The sequence below is a fragment of the Ruminococcus sp. AF17-12 genome (assembly GCF_003479245.1).
GTDB lineage: Bacteria > Bacillota > Clostridia > Lachnospirales > Lachnospiraceae > Blautia_A > Blautia_A fusiformis.
Map to the genome: position 1 here is coordinate 1 of NZ_QUGY01000001.1, position 21,630 is coordinate 21,630.

The window sequence follows — 21,630 nt, forward strand, 5'->3', positions numbered from 1 at the left end:
GTGTTAAGCACGCCGCCAGCGTTCATCCTGAGCCAGGATCAAACTCTCTGATAAAATGTGTTAGCAATTCAGTGATGCTCGCATCAACTTAATTGCAGCTCACACTGATTAAGCCAAAGGCTTAAGAAGTGTTTGATTCGTTTACTCAAGACAACCGTTTGGCTATCTCTCGTTTTTACTGCTTTTGGTTTGTTTAAACCGTTCTTTAAATGTAAAGAAATTTTCGAGAATCGTATGTGTTTCACTGTTTAGTTATCAAGGTTTGTTGTGTCTGTCTCTCAGACAGCTCGTTTATTTTATCTCATCTCTTTTTGTTTGTCAAGCACTTTTTTAAGTTTTTTTCAAACATTTTTGAGTTAAGATTTTGTTGTCGTTTTGTTGACGACTTGGATACTTTATCATATCTTCTGTCTTTTGTCAACTACTTTTTTATTTTTCTGAAATCAGATGTATTTATCTGTTTCTTAAAAACAATTTGTTCCTAACAACTCTGATAGAATAGCATTTTTTCCATTAGCTGTCAACATGTTTTTTACATAAATTTCATTTTTTTCTGAAAAACGTATTTTTTCGCCAAAAACCGCATTTCACAGACATGGTCACCACCTGTATCCTGGTGCTTTTTCGTCTGCAAAATGCGGTTTCTTTTACCCACCATAAAATATTCCTGTAAAAATACGGATAAAAATATTTTTATCATAAAGAAAATCCAGTACTGTATCACCCCGGATCAGTCCCAGACCCTTTTGCCCTATTTCCGTGTTGCATAAAATCGTAAGTACCAGCATTCCGACCCATACAAAAACAATACACTTCATGCCTCCTACTACGGCGCCGGCTATTTTGTTGATCCCACGAATGACCGGCAATCTTGCCAGGAGATCCATGGCATACGCCAGCACATGGATCAGGATTGAGGAAAGTATGTATGATACCAAAAAAGAAAGACAGTTCACTGCTACATTGGCCAGATATCCGGAAATATACCCTGCAAATGTATTAACCGCCAGATATTGATACACCAATGCCGTATTATTTTCTGTTATCCCCTTCTGGAGGAGATCCGGAATATCCATACTGCTGATCAACGCCTTCTGTTCCTCCTCATCCATGGTTTCTTTTCCATCTGCCAGAGAATCCACAAATGATCCGCTGGCAGTCTGGATTTTTTCATAAACAGACGTATTCTCACGTATGAACTGATTCACATAAGGATTGATCAGCCATACCAGAGCAACGGAGATCAGAACAAGCAATGCAGATACTACTTCTTTTACAAAGCCATGCCTGTATCCATCCACCATGGAAAAGGCAAGCAGGACCAGCACAGCCAGTCCAAGCCATGTCCAGTTCATATCTGCCCCCTTAACTGAATTTTATGGTGCTGACGCCTGTATCCAGTACCATAAGATATTTATTCCATCCGATCTTAAAGAAATCCCGGATCGTTCCATCTACATTTCCGGCATATTTCTGTACGCCACGGTTGTTCATCACGCAGATCTGCGAGCTGTTATACATGATGATATTATCTCCGCTCATTTTTATAGTCGTATATGGAATATTGAAATTTTTACGGAATTTCAGCTGTCCGCTCATACTATAGACTTCCATTGTATACAGATCATCTTTATTATTGTTTTTAAATACCAGGCCAATCCTGTCATCACTGAAAAATGTACTTACGATCTCCTGTTTTACATTGACTGTTTTGCTTTCTTTGGGAATCTGGCTTCCCTGGTAAGTAGAAAATCCATCATCTCGCAAAGCAATATACTTACTGTCACTGATACATTCCACCTGCGGGATCACTACATTCTCATAGGTATAACCACTTACGATCCGATCATCCTCATTCTGCCCTACATCCCCATAATTATAAAATGCCACATAGCTGGTAGTCTTGCTTCCATCAACATACTGGAATGTTACCATCATCACTCCGTTATCAGACACTGCTACATCCATGGGATATCCCGGATCATCGATCTTAGTCAGATTTTCCGCGACCAGACTGCCATCCGGATTATAAAAATTGATCCAGGTATTATCATCATTGTCCAGGATCACTGCAACCATTCCATTCGATGCGATCCGCACTTTTACAATAGCATAAGATGTTGTTACAGTTCCGGTCACACCTTTTTTGTCGCAGATATAAAGCAATGTTCCCTCGCTGTCTGCAACAACCGCCCTGCTTCCATTCACATCTGCAATAGGATTCTGCATTGTATAGGTTTCATTCCAGATCGTATTCATGCTGTTGTCCACAACAGATACTCCATCCGGACTGTATCTCAGGATATCTCCATCCATGTCCACATACTGTGTGGACACAACATCTTCCTGTTCGCTTGTATTTAATACTTTATAGCTGTGATAGCTTCTTTTTTCTGCATAGAGAAAAACCAGGCAGACTGCAGCAGCGATCACTGCCGCTGTGATCACCTTTTTTCCCTTTCTTGAAATCCTTCGGCAATGAGAAGTTCTCCTGTAGTAAGCGCCTTCCTGCGCAGCCTGTTCCTGTGCAAGCCTGGCTTTTTGCCTCATCAGCTTTTTACGCTTTTGTTTTTTCTGTATTTTTTTTATGATATTCACAACCGTATCCCTTACCTTAAGTATTTTATTTTGTAATTGGTTTTCCAGTTATTATAGCACACTCCATCAGGGTAGTACAATTACCTGCCCGGGATAAATGATCTCATTGGCAGAAATTCCGTTTAATGCACAGATCTGCTCCATCGCCGCTACAGTACCATAGCGGTTGAGACTGATCTGATACAAGGTGTCTCCCGGGCGGATCACATAAGTTTCTCCAGGATTTCCTGCAGCCACTGAAGTCTCTTCTGTTTTTTTCTCTTCTGTTTTATTATCTTTTTTTTGCGTTGCTTCTGAAACAGACTGTTTTTTTGAACTTCGAGGTTCCGGTGTTATTGAGATTTTTTCTCTTTTCTGCGTGGTTTCCGTCGGGACCGGAGTTCCCCGCACAGCTTCCTGCGTCTGTACCGGTTTTTGTGTCTGCACCGGTTTTTGTGTCTGCACCGGTTTCTGCGTCTGCACCGCCTTTGGCGAAATCGATACACTCTGCACCGGTTCTGTTACTGCAGGTGTCATCTGCACCACCGAAGCAGAAGCAGCGCGATAATCTTCCGGAACCTCTGTTTTTTCCTGCTGATTCCGATAAAAGCCCACTCCAGCCACAAGAACTGCCAATGCCAGACACACCGTAGCCGCATAAGAAAAAACAGAAGTTTTCTCTTCTCCCTGTTCCTCCGGATTTTTACTATCTATGATCTTTCTGAAATTTCTGACAGCCCTGTCCTCCACTTTCTCGGATGCTTCTCCGCCCTCTTTCTGGCTGCGTTCAATCATATACGTCTGCATCTGAGAATTTTTCTCATAATAAATATAATACCCGCTCAGTTTTGCCATCATGCCGCCATCATAACGGAAAAAGGCATCCTCCCGTTCTCCAGGATCCATCAGCATCAGGATCTTTTCCCCTCCGAAATGTCTGAGATGTACTTTCACAAAAAGCTCCGTGATCTCCATTGCTATCTGAGGCTGTGCAAAAAACCATCCCACGATCTCCTGCTCCGGAAAATACTGATCCTTATCCTCCTGCAGTTTCTGCCAGAGTTTTTCCGAAAAGTCAATATGTTCTGCCGCAGCCTCCATGCCGTCTGCTGCAATGGCACCTTTTATAAAAATACAGGTCATATCTGCAGTCCATTGAATTTCACCTGTAAGTACCGCCACACTTCCCTGGCCTTCCGGCTTTTCATCTTCTGCCAGGCTGCAGAGAAATGTGTATACATAATCTTCTATATAAATCCTGTAATCTCCGTTCGCCAGCCCGATCTGCCTTACATTTCTAGGCATGGAAAACGATTCCTGTGCGGTTTCCTGTTCTGTTGTGTCCTCCTTATAAATGACTTCTATCATCTCATATCACTCCTTCTGTCCAAGCATAGCACAGTAAAAATGCGGATTTTAGCAGAATGTAAGAGTCTGTCCACAGAATTTAGCGACAGATTCCGCACCATGCATATTTTTCCTTTTTTCAGGATATGATAGAGTGAAAAAAGAATCGAGGTTTCTCATGGCTTTTTACATTGATGCCGAAAAAAACGGTTCATCCGGCGAGATTGCTTATCTTCTGAAAAAATGCATTCTTCACTGTCCTAAAAAATGGACCGAGATCGTGTTTTTATGCATTGGCAGTGATCGTGTTACCGGAGATTGTTTAGGCCCATATATCGGACACCTTCTTCATCCTCATGAAACCGGACATATTTTTGTCTACGGCACTCTTTCCTGCCCGGTCCATGCCCTGAACCTAGAAAAAACTTCATCGCTTATCACAAGGCTTCATCCACACGCCCTTGTGATCGCCATAGATGCTTCTCTTGGACAAAAAAAACACCTGGGCTATGTGACCATTGGAAATGGTGCACTTTACCCAGGTGCTGGTGTTCAGAAAGATCTTCCACCTGTAGGGGACATCCATATCACCGGCATTGTAAATACTGCCGGAATCATGGAGCAGCTTACCCTGCAGACTACCCGGCTCTCCACCGTGGTAGCACTTGCAGATGTGATCGCCTGCGGGATCCTTAAGATACTTCCTGCAGAAACAGACTTATCCCCTGTTGATCTTGATTATGCGAACTCCTTGATCTGCTTATAGATACCCTCTGCATCGAGACCGTATTTATGAAGAAGCTCTAATGCCGGACCGGACTCACCGAATACATCATGGATTCCGATACGTTTAACCGGTACCGGTGCCTTCTCAGCCAGGCACTCGCATACAGCTCCGCCAAGACCGCCGATGATGGAATGCTCCTCAACAGTTACAACCTTGCCGGTTTCTTTGGCAGCTGCAACAACAAGGTCCTCATCCAGAGGCTTGATGGTATGGATATTGATCACTTTTGCATCGATTCCGTCTGCTGCAAGCTTCTCAGCTGCTTCAAGAGCCGGTGCAACGCAAAGTCCGTTTGCGATGATGGTAAGATCTTTTCCCTCGCGGAGAACGATGCCCTTACCAAGCTCAAATTTATAATCCGGTCTGTCATTGATAACCGGAACAGCAAGACGTCCGAATCTCATGTATACCGGTCCCTGATGCTCGTAAGCAGCAGCAACCATAGCTTTTGCTTCGATATCATCAGAAGGACTTGCAACGACCATGCCCGGAATCACTCTCATCAGGGCAAAATCCTCCAGGCACTGATGTGTGGCGCCGTCTTCACCTACAGAAATACCGCCGTGAGTTGCTCCGATCTTTACATTCAGCTTCGGATATCCGATGGAGTTACGAACCTGCTCATAAGCACGTCCTGCTGCAAACATTGCAAAAGTACTTGCAAAGGGAACCTTACCTGTGGAAGCGATTCCTGCTGCAATACCCATCATGTTGCACTCTGCGATACCGCAGTCAATGTGACGCTCCGGGAATTCTTTTTTAAACATACCTGTCTGTGTAGCTGCAGCAAGGTCAGCGTCAAGAACGATAAGATCCTCGTGTTTTTTTCCTAGTTCTATGAGGGCACTGCCGTAGCTTGCTCTCGTTGCGATTTTCTTTACTTCTGACATAATGCTTCACCTACCTTCTCCAGATCTTCCATTGCCTGTGCATACTGCTCGTCATTCGGAGCTTTTCCGTGCCAGCCTACTGCGTTCTCCATGTAGGAAACGCCTTTACCTTTTACTGTTTTCATGATGATAGCTGTCGGCATACCCTTTGTAGCTCTTGCCTCATCAAAAGCAGCCTTCAGCTGATCCATATCGTTGCCGTCCGCAACATTGATCACATGGAAATTGAAAGCTTCGAATTTCTTGTCGATCGGATACGGGGAGCATACATCTGCAATGTCACCATCGATCTGAAGTCCATTGTTATCTACGATCACAACCAGGTTGTCCAGTTTACGGAAGCCTGCGAACATAGCTGCCTCCCACACCTGGCCCTCCTCGATCTCACCATCACCCAGCAATGTATATACTCGATAGTCATCATTACTGAGTTTGGCAGAAAGAGCCATACCTGCTGCTGCAGAGATTCCCTGACCAAGAGAACCACTGGACATATCAACGCCCGGAATATGCTTCATATCCGGATGTCCCTGAAGATAGGAGCCCAGATGACGAAGTGTTTTCAGATCCTCTTTTGGAAAATATCCTCTCTCTGCAAGTACAGAATAGAGTCCCGGTGCTGTATGTCCTTTAGAAAGGACAAAGCGGTCACGGTCTGCCTTTTTAGGATCCTTCGGATCGATGTTCATCTCTTCAAAATATAAATAGGTGAACACGTCTGCTGCAGAAAGGGATCCGCCCGGATGGCCGGCCTTTGCTGCATGGACTGCTGTTACGATATCCTTGCGGACTTCGTTGGCAACTTTCTGAAGTTCTAACTTATCCATGTTATAAATGTCTCCTTTTTAGTGCCCTGCTGTTCACAGGGAATTTGTATATAAAAGAGGTTTCGATCACTCACCGAATACTGCCTTGTAATCAGCCTGAAATTTAGCGATACCTGCATCTGTCAGCGGATGATGTGTCATCTGCTCAATTACCTTGAACGGTACCGTAGCGATATCTGCGCCTGCAAGTGCACATGCAGTTACATGCATTGGATGACGAACGCTTGCTGCGATGATCTCTGTCGGGATATCTGCAACTGCAAACATCTCAGCGATCTGCTGGATCAGCTCAACGCCATCTGTGGAGATGTCATCCAGTCTTCCAAGGAACGGAGATACATATGTAGCACCTGCTCTTGCTGCAAGAAGTGCCTGGTTAGCAGAAAAGATCAGAGTAACGTTTGTCTTGATCCCCTCAGAGGAAAGAACCTTAACTGCCTTCAGTCCCTCTGTTGTCATAGGAATCTTAACAACCATGTTCGGATGGATCGCTGCGATCTCACGTCCCTCACGGATCATTCCCTCAGCATCTGTTGTGGTAGCTTTAACCTCACCGCTGATCGGTCCGTCAACGATCGTTGTGATCTCTTTGATCACCTCGTTGAAGTCTCTTCCTTCTTTGGCGATCAGAGACGGGTTTGTTGTAACTCCACAGATAACTCCCATGTCATTTGCTTCTCTGATATCCTCTACTTTAGCTGTGTCGATAAAAAATTTCATTGTTTTTTCCTCCTGTTTACGTTCGTTCTTTTTCTTGATGATTCCATTATAACAAACTCATTGCGGGGGTCAAGGCACCTGCTTTTTATTAATAAATCTTTTATTAATAAAATAACATTTTATTAATAGTGCCTGTCAATTTTTTCACCCAAAACAGCTTCTTTCCATTTTCCTCAATTCGAATATCGCCGTAATTATCGTAGCTAACAAGGTTTCTATTCAAATGTGTCATGGAAACTCTCTCTATATATTATTATTAATAATTTTTGCGCCATTATTTATTTTTCTGTTCATCAGACTGGTTTCTGTCCAGTCTTGCATACCCCGTCGTGCGGCGCGTGATCAGCTTCGGGGTATATTCGATATTATACAGGCTGGCAGGTCTTTCATCCAGGTAAAATTTATCATTCATGTCGATCTTACGGATGATGATGTCACAGGCATCCCTTCCCTTCAGCGCAACAAAATGATCAATGGTTGTCAGGGAGATCCTGCGGATGCCGGAATAAAAAATATTGTCGCATCCTATGACAGAAACATCCTTCGGAACGTGTATCCTCATTTCATGCAGCGCATCAATGGCGCCTATGGCCATCATGTCATTCTGTCCTGCGATAGCCGTAAATTTCTTTCCTTCCTGGAGAAGCTCCATGGTCAGCTCGTAGCCCATGGCATACTCGGAATCCATCCGCGGGATCTTTCTGTCATTGGACTCATCTGCCGCCTTGATGAGCACATGATCCTTTTTTCCCTCTTTTTCAAACTCGCGGACAAAGCCCTCCACACGCTTGGAGCGCTGCCACTGCCGTCTGGTAAGTGGCGGCGTGATAAATGCCACATCCGTGTGCCCCAGATCAAGAAGATGTCTGGCCATCAGCCTTCCTACCACTGTGTTGTCCTGATTGATAGCATCTACCGTGGTTGTTTTTTCCTTGTTGCTGATGATGACCAGCGGTGTTTCTTTTGCGATCTTTTCTACCTGATGCTGGAAATCCGGATGAGGATTGCAGGTATAGATGATCCCTGCCGGCCGCATAGTCTGCATCATACGGAGATATTTTTCTTCCAACCCCGCATCGCGCTGGGTGTTGCAGATAAATACCCCATATCCCTGCTCATTGGCCACAGCCTCGATCCCTTGAAGCAGCAGTACATAATAGGGACTGGTGAGTGTGGGGCAGAAAACAACGATCAGCTTTTCTTTTCTGTCAGCTTTGTGTTTCCGACGTCCGGGAAGCTCATAGCCAAGCTCTCTGGCCGCCTGCTCCACCCGCTCCACAGTTTCTCTCGAAAAAGAAACATTATATTTCCGGTTCAGCACCATGGATACCGTTGCCTGGGAAACTCCTGCGCGTGCTGCCACATCCGATGAGGTTGCTTTCTTTTTTGCCACCAGTCTCACCTCCTTTATAATCTGGGGAAATTTCCTGGCTGCTTATCACTTTTTGCAATCCCTCAGGGAATTTTTCACCTGATCCGGTTATAGTTCCACTCTTCCTTCCAGTGCCCGGAGAAGTGTCACCTCATCAATATATTCCAGATCACCGCCCACCGGAACTCCGCTGGCGATACGGCTTACTTTGATCCCGGTCGGTTTGATCAGCTTACTGATGTACATAGCTGTCGTTTCGCCTTCAAGACTGGAATTGGTTGCCACAATAACTTCCTTTACATCCCCCTGAAGGCGCTTCATCAGTTCCTTCAGTTTGATATCATCCGGCCCGATCCCAAGCATCGGGGAAATCGCACCATGAAGTACATGATATACACCATCAAATTTACCTGTTTTCTCATATGCTGCCAGATCCCTGGTATTCTCAACCACCATGATCGTGCTGTGATCCCTTTTGGGATTGGCGCAGATCGGACAAAGCTCCTGATCTGTCAGCGTGTAACAGCACTTACAGTACTGAACATTCTGCCTTGCATCGGTAATGGAGGCGGTCAGCTGCTCCACCTGGTCCTTTGGCATATTCATGATATGAAATGCAAGACGCTGGGCAGATTTGGCTCCGATCCCCGGAAGATGGGAAAGCTGCTCAATAAGTTTATTGATATGGCTGCTGTAATATTCCATCAGAAAGGAAGACCTCCGCCAAGACCGCCAAGGCCGCCTGTGAGTTTGGACATCACTGCTGCTGACTCGGACTCAACCTGACGGAGCGCCTCATTTGTTGCTGCCGCGATCATGTCCTCAAGCATCTCGATATCATCCGGATCTACCGCTTCCTCGGAAAGTGTGACCTTTGTTATTTCACGTTTACCGGAAACTGTAACGGAAACAGCTCCGCCGCCTACTGTTGCTGTAAACTCTTTTTCCTCAAGAGCTTTCTGGTTTTCTTCCATCTGACGCTGCATTTTCTGCGCCTGTTTCATAAGATTATTCATGTTTCCCGGCATACCCATGCCAGGAAATCCACCTCTTTTTGCCATAATACTTTCCTCCTGTTTTTTGTTTACGGATTTATGACTCCTCATCCGGGTCTTCTTCCACTACGATATCCATGTGGATATTCTCCCGAAGTGCATCGTCTACTGTGATCTGCGCGAGATTGGTGTGCTGATGTTTGTTGGCTACCAGCATATGTATCTCCACGCTTTTGCCTGTCCGGGCAGCAATAATGTCCTGAAGCTCTTTCTTCGCCTCCGGATTGTCTACATAATTCATCCCCAGAAAATCCTGGAATTCCACATAAAGGATGGGATCTCCTGTCTCTCCGTTATACTTGGGGACTGCACGCTGCAGGGACTGCTTAAAAAGTCCGGTAGTCTGACCCACGATGGCACGCCAGCCTGCCACGATCTTCTGAAGATCCTCAGGAGCTGCCTTCTGTGGTTTCTGCTGCTGTACCGTTGCTGTACCGGTCACTGCCGCCCCCGGTTCCCCGGCTCCACAGGCCTCGCTCTCCCGAACGATCACCTGCTGCACAGGCCGTTCCTCCATCTGCTTTTCCAGGACACGAAGCCTGTCAAGAACAGAGTCCAGATTTGTCTCCATGGCCGGTCTGCACAGCTTGATCAGTGCGATTTCCACCAATACACGCTTCTGGCTTGCAAAACGGATCTGATTGGACAGATCGGAAAAAATACGAATGTAACGCATCAGCGTCTCCACATCTGTCATCCCGCTCTCTTCCTTCAGAAGCTTCAGATTCTCAGAAGAAACATCAATGGCTTCCTCCGGATTTTCGGAAGTCTTCACAAGCAGAAGATTTCGCATATACCAGGTAAAATCTGATACAAACTGTCCCAGCTCCCGGCCGCCTGTGATCAGGTCCTCCAGCACATGAATGGAACCTGTCACATCGCCGGAAAGAACCTTTCGGAGAAGCCTGCTGAATACCTCTGTATCCACAGCTCCCAGAACATCCAGGACTTTATCATAAGTAAGCACCTGTCCCAGATAAAAGGAAATACACTGATCCAGAAGACTCAGGGCATCTCGCATGGACCCGTCGCCTTTTTTTGCCACATAGCGTACAGCCTTCTCCTCTGCTTCCACCCCTTCTGCTGTCAGAAGCTCGGAAAGTCTGGCAGCAATGGTATCAATGGATATCCGGTGAAAGTCATAGCGCTGACATCTGGACAGTATTGTGATCGGTATCTTGTGGGCCTCTGTAGTCGCCAGGATAAAAATAACATAAGAAGGCGGCTCCTCCAATGTTTTCAGAAGAGCATTAAATGCACCTGTTGAGAGCATATGCACCTCATCGATGATATAAACCTTGTATTTACCCTCTGTTGGACGATAAGCCACTTCCTCACGGATCTCACGGATGTTATCAACACCGTTGTTGGAGGCTGCATCGATTTCGATCACATTCATGGCAGTTCCCGCCTGAATGGCCTTGCACATGGCACATTCATTGCAGGGGCTGCCATTTACAGGATGTTCACAGTTTACTGCCTTCGCCAGGATCTTTGCAACCGTAGTTTTTCCGGTACCACGCGTTCCGCAGAACAGGTATGCGTGTCCGATACGGTTCGCCTTGATCTGGTTGGTCAGTGTTGTCACAATATGATCCTGTCCTTTTACATCGTCAAAATTGTCGGGACGAAATTTACGGTAAAGAGCAGTATAACTCATAAAACTCTCCTTCTCTTCGCCACAGTCGCCGCGGAAAGACTCCCGCGGCGGCCAGATGACTCATAATTCATTAATCGCCAAAACTGATTCCGATCTGTTTGGCTGCTTTTACAAGCTGATCCTTTGGAGATACCATCTTCAGCTTGCCTGCGCATTCAGCAAGAGGAACCCTCTTGATCTTGCCGTTGATGACACCGATCATAACACCGTATTCCTCATCCATGATCGCCTGCGCTGCACCGGCACCGATCCTTGTGGAAAGAACGCGGTCATATGCACATGGCTCTCCGCCTCGCTGCATATGTCCCGGAACTGTGATACGTACCTCACTTCCGGTCACCTGCTGGATCTGGTCTGCGATCTCATAGGATACAGACGGATATTTCTTCGCTCTTTCCGCAAGCTTTTCTTTGTATTTTTTCTTCGGAAGCTCTGCATCTTCTTTTGAGATAGCTCCCTCAGCTACTGCAAGAATGGTAAAACGCTTGCCTGCCTTGTTACGCTTCTGGATGGCTTCTACAACCTTATTGATATCGTATGGGATCTCCGGGATCAGGATCACATCTGCTCCGCCTGCAACACCGGCATTCAGTGTAAGGCTTCCGACCTTATGTCCCATGATCTCAACAATAAATACACGTCCATGAGATGCAGCTGTTGTATGGATGCAGTCAATGGCATTTGTTGCGATCTCCAGAGCGCTCTGGAAGCCAAAGGTCATATCTGTACCCCAGATATCATTATCAATGGTCTTCGGAAGATGGATGATATTCAGGCCTTCCTCGCGGAGAAGATTGGCGGTTTTCTGCGTTCCGTTTCCGCCGAGGATCACAAGACAGTCAAGACAGAGCTTATAGTAAGTCTGTTTCATGGCCTCAACCTTGTCCAGTCCCTTCTCATCCGGAACCCGCATCAGTTTGAATGGCTGTCTGGATGTTCCGAGAATAGTTCCGCCCTGAGTCAGGATTCCGGAAAAGTCCCTGGCTGTAAGCATACGGTATTTCCCGTAGATCAGTCCCTTATATCCGTCATCAAATCCATAAACCTCAAGGTTCTCAACGCTGTTGCTCAGACCCTTTACAACGCCTCTCATGGTTGCGTTCAGTGCCTGACAGTCACCACCGCTTGTCAGCAGACCGATTCTTTTAATCATAGCGTCCTCCATTCTGTGCCCTCTTATGTGCACATTTTATTTGTTGCTGTCTGCATATAAGACAGATATTCCACCTGACGTATTTCTGCAGAACAACTACTGTATCCTCTCTTTTCACAGAGTTTTACACAATATAATATTATAAAGCATTTTCAGGCAGTGTACAATAGCCAAAAAAGCACGAAAACAGCGAGTGTATTGATTGACTTTACCTGTATCTCATCGTAAAATAAAATTATCAGTAACTTTCGTATGTTTACAGAAAATTTTCATCTAGAAAGGAGAGTCCTATGAAAAAATTTCTCAAAAAACTATCCTGCGCTTTATTAGCCGCAGCCATGGTATGCGCCATGACTCCTCTCGCCGCCAGTGCAGCGATCAATTATTCCAAAACCCGGATCGTTTATATGCCCACATCCGGAAAGGACCTGGGATACGATGAGATCTCGATCAGTAATATTCCTGCTAAACAGAACATTCTCAAATCCAATGTTAAAGTAGTCAGCGGAGGATCTGTGATCGCACTGGATTACTTCGGTTCCAGCAGATTCAAAAGTACCACGGAGGCTTTCCGCAAGGGTGCAAAACCGTACACTCACTCCGATCATTTCTACAATATCGGTTTTGCCGTTAAAAAGCCCGGAACCGGAAAGATTTCCTTCAAGGTCGGAAACAAAACCTATACTTCCACCATCAAGGTGCTTCGTTATGTCAACCCGTTGAAATCCGTCTCCATCACAGGTGTAAAAGGCAATCTTGCCGGAAAATTCAAAAGCTCCGGCCATAACGCCTTTCGTTACGCCAACAAGACACAGAAGAATGCTGTCATGAAATGCACCGCTGCAAATGGCTGGAAGATCACAGGCGTTTCTTTCAACAACAACCGGACCCATACACAGTATAGTACCAATTACAACGCCCCTAACAGCGGGGCTTCTTCTTCCACGCTCCATATCGGAAATCTTTCCGCGAAGCAGTCCGCCTATATCAGCTTCACCCTTCGCAACACCAAAAACGGGGCGGTACAGTACTGTACACTTAATATGAACTGATTTATTTCGGTCTGTACCTTGACAAATCCGGTTTCAGAGTCTATAATTAAATTCCGCGCAGCCGGGGAGATAGCGGTGCCCTGTACCTGCAATCCGCTACAGCAGGGGTGATGCCAATCTGAGGCTTGTATCTTGCAGAGCAGCCCTTTATAAGTGGCGTTGACGTCTGGGTCTTACGCAACAGGAATCTGTGAACCGTGTCAGGGCAGGAATGCAGCAGCACTAAGCAGAAGCTCTTGTGTGCCGTGAGGGTGCCTGGGCTGAGTTAACTGTAAAGGTAACGTCTGTGAGACCATTCCGAGGTGCGGCGCGCGTAAAAAAGGTTATAATATATGATCTCTATATAAACAGCATTCCCGCCGGGTCCGTCATTTATGACTGATCCGGCGGGATTTTTTGTGCTATTATTTTATTTACAATATCCGGCAACTACCTGATTAATCAGCTTGCCGTCTGCCTTTCCCTTCAGATCTCCCATAACTGCCTTCATGATCTGGCCTTTATTTCCTGTTGCCAGAACATCTGCAAATTTCTCCTCGATATAAGCCTTGATCTCTGCTTCATCCATCTGCTTCGGAGCATATTTCGCAATGATATCATATCTTGCCTGATACTCCTCTTTCAGATCTGTACGTTCTGCAGGGCAGGTGTCGATCTGCTCTTTTGCTGTTTTCAGCTCTTTCAGGATAACTTTGTCTACAAGCTCTCCTTTGATGTCATCACGGCATCCCTCATCAATGGCAGCTTTTTTTACTGCTGCGATCAGTGCGGAAACTGCTTCCTTTGTTACCTTATCTTTGGCCTTCATTGCTGCTACCATGTCTTTTCTTAAAGCTTCAAGTTCCATTTTTTGTTCCTCCATTTTCTGTCGTTCCTGTATCAACGACTTTCGCTTGGTCTGAATGGATTTTCTGTCTGTAATAGTGAAATCCATTTATGATTTTATTTTGATATTTTCACAGGATTCTGTCAAGAGTAAATCTCCCGGGACTTTTCTTTCTATTCCGCTCTCTCTGACTGTGTCTGCCCGGCAAGGCGCTCTGCTTCCTGCTTCTTCAGGATTTTTGCCTGCTTCTTTTTCTCCCGCAGTTCCCTGAAAAATGTGGAAAGCATTTCGGAGCATTCCTCTTCCAATACCCCTTCTGTGATCTTTACCTGATGATTAAAGCCTTCGATCTGAAGAAGATTCATCACAGATCCGGCACAGCCTGCTTTCGGGTTCATACAGCCGATCACCACCTCATCGATCCTGGACTGTACCAGTGCACCGGAACACATCTGACAAGGCTCCAGCGTTACATACATGGTGCATCCCTCCAGACGCCAGTCTCCCAGCTTTTTACTAGCCTTTCGGATAGCATTAAGCTCTGCATGAGATAAGGTATTTTTATCTGTATTGCGACGATTGTAGCCTCTGGCTATGATCTTTCCCTCATGCACGATCACGCAGCCGATCGGCACTTCCTCCAATGCACGGGCCTTTTTTGCCTGGCGGATCGCCTCTTTCATAAAACGTTCCTGATCTGTCACGTTTTTACTCCTCCTGTAACTTCACATTCCGGAAAAAGCTCCGGGATTCTATCTGTTCATACTAAGACTGCTCTCAGCCTTCTGTCCGTTCGATTATAACTTTTCAAATATTCCATGTCAATCTGCTGCAAAACAGATATTCGCACACAGCCAAAAACGCCACAGAAATTTCCACACTAATTTCTGCAGCGTTTTTTTTATTGTATAACAGAAAAACGCAGACAACGGAAGCTCTCGCGAACTCCATTGTCTGCGTCAATGAATGCATTATATCTGCTTTTTTCCGGAAAGTCAAGCAGCCAGATTATTTGTGAAGTGACTCACCATTGGTAGCGATCACATCTTTATACCAATAGAAGGATTTTTTCTTATAACGGTTCAGTGTACCTGTTCCATCGTCGTTGCGGTCCACGTAGATGTAGCCGTAGCGTTTTTTCAGCTCTGCTGTAGATGCACTGACAAGGTCAATGCAGCCCCAGGAGGTGTAGCCCATAAATTATATGTTTTTTTTCTTCCATGAGCAAGTCCCCATCTCTGCTTACTGCTTTTCGCAGCTCCGCAGGAAACTTACTTGATTCGGTTAAAAAGGCTTGCAGCTTTTTTCGGGGGAGAGTATGCTTGTAGTATCATAAATAAGAGAAACAAGGGGATTTTCCTATGAAAATATGTGGATTTAACAAAACAACCCTGCTGGATTATCCGGGAAGGGTAGCCTGTACCATATTCTTAGGCGGCTGCAACTTCTGCTGCCCATTCTGCCAGAATGGAGCTCTTGTCGTGGAGCCTGACACCCAGCCTGAATATTCCCAGGAGGAAATCCTGGCTTTTCTAAAAAAAAGAAAGGGGATTCTCGATGGCGTCTGTATTTCCGGCGGTGAACCTACACTTGCAACGGAGCTGCCGGAATTTCTCAGCAGGATCAGGGAGCTGGGCTATGATGTGAAGCTCGATACCAACGGTTCCCGCCCCTCCGTGGTAAAAAATCTCGCAGCAGCTGACCTGATCAACAAGGTTGCCATGGATATCAAGGCCTGTCCTTCCAACTATCCTGTGCTTACCGGTGTACATGCTGATCTGGATGGGATCCGGGAAACTGCCGGATGGCTGCTGGACGGACACCTTGATTATGAATTTCGTACAACAGTTGTGAGGGAACTTCATTCCGAAAAAGATTTTCAGGAGATCAGCCGGTGGTTAAGCGGTGCAAAAGCTTATTATCTCCAGGCTTACCGGGATTCCGACGGAGTTCTGATACCGGGATTCTCTGCCTGCTCCGAGGAAGAAATGAAAAACTACCGGGATATCCTGTCTCAGACGATCCCGGTAGTAGAAATTCGTGGTATGGAGCTGTGATCTGCGGATTTGCAAAACTGTTTGCTTATCTGCATGGATGCCGAAATTTTTCTGATCAGATGTTAATAAAACAGTACCAGTATCCTCCCTTTCCGCCTGGGATATGAATATCCGGACATTCCTTAAAGTAGGGAAAGCCAAACATATTGGCCATAAACCGTTCCTGCTGGCTGTATCCACCGGGTACTCCCAGTATGTACTGTCCCCGGGGATTTCTGCACAGCAGAAGATGGCCGAAATTCTGATATCCGTACATGACAAAACGGTTGCTGCAGAAGCAGCCGTTTTTTCTGCATAAGGCACTGCAGTCCGATGGTCTGATCTTGCGGCAGTCTGTGAAATAGCCGTCGTTAAAGGGATCATCACAGGGTATTCCCGGAAGTGGACGAGATGGCTCCGGTCGCGATGGTTTCGGCGGATGCGGTGACGGCTGGCCTGGCCGTGGTAGTTCCGGCGGATGCGGTGACGGCTGGCCTGGTCGTGGTGGTTCCGGCGGATGCGGTGGCTCCGGCGGATGCGGACTGGGAGCCTGATATGAATTTCCGGTTTCCGATGTCTTTAATACATCCTCCTGAATCTCCTCCACCGTCATGATCCTGTCTGACTCCTTCTGATTTTCCTGCACTTCTGGCAAGGTTCCATCTTTTTGATTTTCTTCTTCCTTTTCTTCCCGCTCTCTGCCTGTTTTCTCCGCCGCCTTCTGATATTCCGTTCCTGTTTTCTCCGTTTCCTTCCGAAATTCCGTTTCTTTTTTCTTCCACTCGCGGAAATTCTCCGGCCGGATCGGCTGATCATCCCATTCCGTTCCCCAGAATCCGCCGGCATCGGAGATCAGAAGCAATCCTCCAAGCTCCTGAAGACTTTTTCCCATGCCTCCAATATCCCCTGTATCCGTCTCCAGTGCGCACTCGATCCGTTCCCGCCCGGTAACACAGTTTCCGATCAAAATACCATCCATCAGCCCTTCCTGCCGCACAAACCCATACACTCTGCACCGACTTCCAGGCTCCAGTCCAACGCAGCGCAGATGAACCTCCACACGGCATTTCCTATCTCTGGCCTCCACCCTCACATAACCGCTGCTGCTATCTTTTTTTCCTTTCCGATACTCGTACACATACGCAACAAAACGCTGATATCCAGCCAACGCACGTCCCTCCGGTATTTCGGTTTCGTTAATATATATGAAGATCGAGAGAAATCATTCCATCAACTGAAAAAAGCTCCAGGATGTACAAACATAAAAAAGAACCCCTCAACCAAGGGATTCTCAAGCTGTTAGTCGAAGCGACAGGATTTGAACCTGCGACCTCTGCGTCCCGAACGCAGCGCTCTACCAAACTGAGCCACGCTTCGTTATTCTGTTTCAGTTGTTTGTGTATTGCTCAACTGCAAGAGCTATTATATTAGAGTTTCTGTACTTTGTCAATAGAAAAAATTAAAATTTTTCAAAAAAATCGAATTTTTTCTTTTTTCCTGCTTCGGGCATGCATTTTCGCAGACCCGAAGCAGTTTTGGGAAAGGTTCTTTATAACATATCAAGTATATTCAAGTGAAATATATGCTTATTTCACTGTAACTGTTACCTTTTTTGTGATTCCGTTGCTGCTTACATAGATAACAGCTTTTCCTTTTTTCACACCTTTAACAACACCTTTGCTGCTTACAGTAGCAACTTTTGTATTGCTGCTTCTGTAGCTGATCTTTGCCTTTGAAGTAGCAACTGCCTTGATGGCTGTTGTTTTCTTTGCTTTTACACTTACAGCTGTTTTGGATGTGATCTTCAGGCTACCTTTTTTTACTGTGATCCTGCAGGTTGCTTTGTAGCTTCCGCATTTTACTGTAATTGTAGCTGTTCCTGCTTTTTTTGCTGTTACTTTTCCGCCTGCGCTTACCACTGCAACGGATTTATTACTGCTTGTATAAGTAACTTTTCCACTAACGCCTGTTTTTTCCACTTTGATCTGGCTTGTTCCACCCACAAATACAGTTTTCGCTGAAGCCGAAGCTTTTACAGCCGGCTTCTTGACTGTGATCTTGCAGGTTGCTTTATAATTTCCGCATTTCGCTGTGATCACAGCTGTACCTGCCGTCTTTGCAGTTACCTTTCCATTTGCGGCTACAGCTGCAACAGACGGTTTACTGCTTGTATAGGTTACTTTTCCGGTAACACCTGCGGTCGTTGCTTTCAGCGTCACCGTAGCTGGAGATCCTTTTACATAAAGCGTTTTCGCTGATGCATTCATTTTTACAGATGGGGTTTTTACAGTAAGCTTGTACTGTGCAGTTTTTCCTGCTGCAGATGTTGCTGTGATCACGGCTGTTCCTGCTGCTTTTGCAGTTACTTTTCCGTTCTCGTCCACAGATGCAACCGTTTCATTATCGGAAGCGTATGTTACATCCTTGCAATTTTCGCCTGCTGCTTCAAGCTGTCTGGAGTTTCCGATATAAAGAACTCCTGAATTTTCTTTAAAAGCAATCGTTCCATACACCAGCTGAACAGAAACATCTGCATGATCATCACTGGAAACTCTTACTGTATAGGTTTCATTTTCCGGTCTCACTACAGTGGAATCCAAAGCAACCACTCCATCTGTAGTTACTGCATCCTGTACAAGATATGTTGTCTCTGAAGCATGTCCGACACCTGTTGTATAGAAAACAGATACCTTCGGATTTTTGTATTTATCAAGATTTGCAAGCTTAACATGGGTGCTGTCCGTAAATTCCGGAGAAACAGCCATCTCTTCTGTTGCCTGCGGTTTAACATAAATACCATCTGCAAATTCATATACATACGCGCCGTCTGCCATAATGTACGTGATCTTGTTTACGGTTTTTCCCTCAAGACCTGTATCTTTTGCAAAGGCAACCTTATACACCTTCAGCCACATCTCGTTCATATGACGCATGCCATATTTTCCGCCGTCTGTTGTTTCCAGGATCATTCCCTGAATCCCGGAGTTAACTGCAAAATCGGAATCACTCTTTGTATTGCGGAGATATTTTGTGCTGGTTTCTTTTACATCAATCTCATAATCTCCCCAGCGAGAAGATGTTTTGAGTGTTGCCTCCGCATCTGTCACAGTTGCTTTTACATTAAATTTTGTAGCACTGTATGTTCCATCTGTATTCAGTGTTTTATACTGCCCAGGCTCTACCGTCGGAGTACGTCCCAGGGTGATCCCTGCTGCTTCTGTATATACTCCGCTTTCCGGAAGTTCTCCCGCTTCTGAAAGGATCTGCGCCTCTATGTATGTTTTTGCATCTGTGGCTACATTAACCTTTTTTACTCCTGCGATCTCATAGCCATTTTCTGTCAGATTCTGAACATCTGCATTTCCGAAAGCAGTGCTTTTTCTGGTTGTGGCAGATGTAACGGAATCATATTTGCGGCTCGTTGCATCTCCTGCATAAAATTCCTCGTATGACAGAGATGCCGTACCGTAAAGTGTTCCTGTCAGTGCCTGATGTCCATTTGCCACCTTATAATAAATATCTGTTCCCGGAATCTGTGTATATCCATCCACCGCTCCCTTTACCCAGTAATAGGAAACATTGGAAACCGTGATCGGCTGGCCTGTCAGTGTGATATTTTTTGTCATATCCACATAATTGTCGCTTGAGATCATAACCGTGTAGATCTCATCCCCGGCCCTGGCTACACTGCTGTCAAAGGTTACCACCCCATTCTCTGCCACTGCATGATCTACAACATACGTTGTCTTTTTACCATGGCCACTTCCTGTTGTGTAGTATACGGAAACCTTAGGGTTTTCATATTTGTCAAGGTCATCAACTTTAACCTGGGTTGTATTTTCTTTTACAAAAGCTGCCTGTACCTTCATTCCTGCTTCAGGCTGTTTTTTTACAAGAGGAGCTTTGTCTCCGAACTCATATACATAGGAGCCGTCCGGAGTAATATAAGTCACCTTTGAAATTTTTTCCCCGATAAGCCCGGATCCTGCTGAAAACGCAAGTTCGTAGGGCTGTACCCAGATTTCATAGGTATGACGAAGTCCTACCTTCTTGCCACTGGCAGTTTCAAGGATCACTCCCAGTGTATTTCCGCCTACAGCAAAATCACCCTGTCTGGAATTGCGGAGATATTTTGTGCCGGCTTCTTTTACCACCAGCATGTAATCACCCCAGATCGATGGTGCCTGAATCTGGGCGGATGCATCTGTGACCGTTGCTTTTACATCGAATTTTGTTGCACTATATGTTCCGTCTGTATTCAGAGTTTTATACTGTCCTGTTTCCTGTGACGGTGCTTCATTCAGCGTAATATCTGCTGCCTCTGTATAGACACCCTCTCTCGGAAGCTTGGAAGCAGCTTTCAGCGCCTGTGCATCTACATAGGTTTCCGCATCCACTGCAACACTTACATTCTTCACACCTTGGATCTGATATCCGGAAGAGGTCACCTCTGTGCTGTCCTCATTAACAAAAATCTGATTTTTACTCGTTGTTGCCGAAGTGATAGCGTCATAGCTCTCCTGAGTGGTATCCCCAGCATAAAATTCCGAATAACTTAAAGTTGTCGTTCCGTACAGTTTTCCGTTCAGAGCGGTCTGTCCATCTGCCACTTTTACATAAACGCCTGTTGTTCCTATCTGTGTATATCCCTCTGCCGGCTGCATGGACCAGAGATATTTCACTCCTGCAACAGTGATCTCAGAAGCATCCTGAAGAACCTCGCCTGCTTCTGCCATAAATGCTTCTCCATCACCGAATGCCTCTTCTGTATCCTCCTGGATCTGCGGTTCCTCTTCCTGTTGAATCTCTTCTGCTGAAATTTCTGCTACTTCTTCCTGAATAGCTTCTGCATCACTTTCTTCTGGCTCTTCCGACTGAATATAAGCTTCACCAACTTCCGGCTGATCCTGGGAAACAGACTCCTGATCCTCGTTCTCTCCTTCTTCCTGTGCTGTCTCTCCTTGTGTTTCTCCTGACACGTCACTAAAAACTTCCGCCTCAGACGCCATTGCCGTTACCGGCACTCCTGACGCGATCACCGCTGAGCTCAGTACGAGCGCAGCTGACTTCTTAAAAAGCTTCCACTTATGCATACCTGTCCTCCTCTTTGTCTTTTATATTACACAACTTTATACCAGATCATGACCTTACAGCTGCTCTGGTTAATTGAAATTTCTTCTGCAGGATATTCAACATATGTCAGTTTCTACAGAAGTGCTCTGTCAAGCACGCTTTAGTTTGTCCAAACTAACATATCGTCATTTTATCAATGCTTAAATTATTTGTCTATACATATCTGGCAAAAAAGCCTCACGGTTATTGTTGTTT

At 45.6% G+C, this 21,630-nt stretch carries 18 protein-coding genes, 1 tRNA gene, 1 other RNA gene and 1 pseudogene; 4 read left to right on the top strand and 17 right to left on the bottom strand.

The features are described 5' to 3' along the window. Window positions 1-647: 647 nt before the first annotated feature. From DWW77_RS00005 to DWW77_RS00015, 3 genes are all read right to left on the bottom strand, one after another. The gene (locus DWW77_RS00005; RefSeq protein WP_021650939.1) at window positions 648-1,355 is read right to left on the bottom strand and encodes a CvpA family protein; all 708 of its coding nucleotides are present in this window, start codon (window positions 1,353-1,355) and stop codon (window positions 648-650) included. Window positions 1,356-1,365: 10 nt separating this feature from the next. Beyond that, on the bottom strand, window positions 1,366-2,598 hold the full coding sequence (locus DWW77_RS00010; protein WP_021650940.1) for a DUF5711 family protein: 1,233 nt from the start codon (window positions 2,596-2,598) through the stop codon (window positions 1,366-1,368). A 66-nt stretch (window positions 2,599-2,664) separates the two neighbouring features. Then, window positions 2,665-3,945, bottom strand: a complete 1,281-nt coding sequence (locus DWW77_RS00015; RefSeq protein WP_021650941.1) for a LysM peptidoglycan-binding domain-containing protein — start codon at window positions 3,943-3,945, stop codon at window positions 2,665-2,667. A gap of 157 nt (window positions 3,946-4,102) precedes the next feature. On the opposite strand from DWW77_RS00015, the gene yyaC reads away from it, so the two are divergent. After that, complete coding sequence (gene yyaC, locus DWW77_RS00020; RefSeq protein WP_021650942.1) at window positions 4,103-4,690, top strand: spore protease YyaC; 588 nt, start codon at window positions 4,103-4,105, stop codon at window positions 4,688-4,690. Here yyaC and DWW77_RS00025 read toward each other — a convergent pair. The 8 genes from DWW77_RS00025 to DWW77_RS00060 all read right to left on the bottom strand — a co-directional run bounded on the left by DWW77_RS00025 (window position 4,663) and on the right by DWW77_RS00060 (window position 12,385). Then, window positions 4,663-5,601, bottom strand: coding sequence for a transketolase family protein (locus tag DWW77_RS00025; RefSeq protein WP_015525670.1), 939 nt, complete (start codon window positions 5,599-5,601; stop codon window positions 4,663-4,665). The two genes, yyaC and DWW77_RS00025, sit on opposite strands and share 28 nt — an antisense overlap. Next, window positions 5,589-6,428: a transketolase gene (locus DWW77_RS00030; RefSeq protein WP_015525669.1), complete on the bottom strand. Its 840-nt coding sequence runs from the start codon at window positions 6,426-6,428 to the stop codon at window positions 5,589-5,591. Before DWW77_RS00030 ends, DWW77_RS00025 begins: the two co-directional genes overlap by 13 nt. A 66-nt stretch (window positions 6,429-6,494) precedes the next feature. Continuing rightward, window positions 6,495-7,148: a fructose-6-phosphate aldolase gene (gene fsa / locus DWW77_RS00035; RefSeq protein ID WP_015525668.1), complete on the bottom strand. Its 654-nt coding sequence runs from the start codon at window positions 7,146-7,148 to the stop codon at window positions 6,495-6,497. A 274-nt stretch (window positions 7,149-7,422) separates the two neighbouring features. Further along, the gene (locus DWW77_RS00040; RefSeq protein WP_118607819.1) at window positions 7,423-8,541 is read right to left on the bottom strand and encodes a LacI family DNA-binding transcriptional regulator; all 1,119 of its coding nucleotides are present in this window, start codon (window positions 8,539-8,541) and stop codon (window positions 7,423-7,425) included. Window positions 8,542-8,628: 87 nt separating this feature from the next. Further along, entirely contained in the window at window positions 8,629-9,225 is a 597-nt protein-coding gene (recR, locus tag DWW77_RS00045; protein WP_015525667.1) for a recombination mediator RecR, read from the bottom strand. Then, complete coding sequence (locus tag DWW77_RS00050) at window positions 9,225-9,581, bottom strand: YbaB/EbfC family nucleoid-associated protein (RefSeq protein WP_015525666.1); 357 nt, start codon at window positions 9,579-9,581, stop codon at window positions 9,225-9,227. Before DWW77_RS00050 ends, recR begins: the two co-directional genes overlap by 1 nt. Window positions 9,582-9,612: 31 nt before the next feature. Further along, a complete protein-coding gene (dnaX, locus tag DWW77_RS00055; protein WP_118607820.1) occupies window positions 9,613-11,235 on the bottom strand; it encodes a DNA polymerase III subunit gamma/tau in 1,623 nt (540 codons plus the stop codon). Between the two features lie 70 nt (window positions 11,236-11,305). Next, window positions 11,306-12,385, bottom strand: coding sequence for a 6-phosphofructokinase (locus DWW77_RS00060; RefSeq protein ID WP_353611228.1), 1,080 nt, complete (start codon window positions 12,383-12,385; stop codon window positions 11,306-11,308). Window positions 12,386-12,678: 293 nt separating this feature from the next. Between DWW77_RS00060 and DWW77_RS00065 the strand changes: the two genes are divergently transcribed. Further along, window positions 12,679-13,440: a hypothetical protein gene (locus tag DWW77_RS00065; RefSeq protein ID WP_114001485.1), complete on the top strand. Its 762-nt coding sequence runs from the start codon at window positions 12,679-12,681 to the stop codon at window positions 13,438-13,440. Window positions 13,441-13,493: 53 nt separating this feature from the next. Next, an RNA gene (ffs, locus tag DWW77_RS00070) (signal recognition particle sRNA large type) lies at window positions 13,494-13,755 on the top strand. Between the two features lie 94 nt (window positions 13,756-13,849). Here ffs and DWW77_RS00075 read toward each other — a convergent pair. The 3 genes and pseudogenes from DWW77_RS00075 to DWW77_RS00085 form a co-directional block, all read right to left on the bottom strand. Further along, entirely contained in the window at window positions 13,850-14,287 is a 438-nt protein-coding gene (locus DWW77_RS00075) for a GatB/YqeY domain-containing protein (RefSeq protein ID WP_022426683.1), read from the bottom strand. Between the two features lie 152 nt (window positions 14,288-14,439). Then, window positions 14,440-14,970 carry a tRNA adenosine(34) deaminase TadA gene (gene tadA, locus DWW77_RS00080; protein WP_114001486.1) on the bottom strand — a complete coding sequence of 177 codons (531 nt, stop codon included), beginning with the start codon at window positions 14,968-14,970 and terminating at the stop codon, window positions 14,440-14,442. 304 nt (window positions 14,971-15,274) lie between these two features. After that, window positions 15,275-15,463 (bottom strand): annotated as a pseudogene (locus DWW77_RS00085) (family 1 glycosylhydrolase); the annotation flags it as partial. 164 nt (window positions 15,464-15,627) lie between these two features. On the opposite strand from DWW77_RS00085, the gene DWW77_RS00090 reads away from it, so the two are divergent. After that, entirely contained in the window at window positions 15,628-16,323 is a 696-nt protein-coding gene (locus tag DWW77_RS00090; protein WP_118607821.1) for an anaerobic ribonucleoside-triphosphate reductase activating protein, read from the top strand. 55 nt (window positions 16,324-16,378) lie between these two features. Here the strand turns inward: DWW77_RS00090 and DWW77_RS00095 are convergent, their stop codons facing one another. The 3 genes from DWW77_RS00095 to DWW77_RS00105 all read right to left on the bottom strand — a co-directional run bounded on the left by DWW77_RS00095 (window position 16,379) and on the right by DWW77_RS00105 (window position 21,395). Beyond that, window positions 16,379-17,470: a DUF6128 domain-containing protein gene (locus tag DWW77_RS00095; RefSeq protein ID WP_110102767.1), complete on the bottom strand. Its 1,092-nt coding sequence runs from the start codon at window positions 17,468-17,470 to the stop codon at window positions 16,379-16,381. A 135-nt stretch (window positions 17,471-17,605) separates the two neighbouring features. After that, window positions 17,606-17,679: transfer RNA gene (locus DWW77_RS00100), tRNA-Pro, on the bottom strand. A gap of 209 nt (window positions 17,680-17,888) precedes the next feature. Next, on the bottom strand, window positions 17,889-21,395 hold the full coding sequence (locus DWW77_RS00105) for an Ig-like domain-containing protein (RefSeq protein ID WP_118607822.1): 3,507 nt from the start codon (window positions 21,393-21,395) through the stop codon (window positions 17,889-17,891). Window positions 21,396-21,630 lie beyond the last annotated feature (235 nt).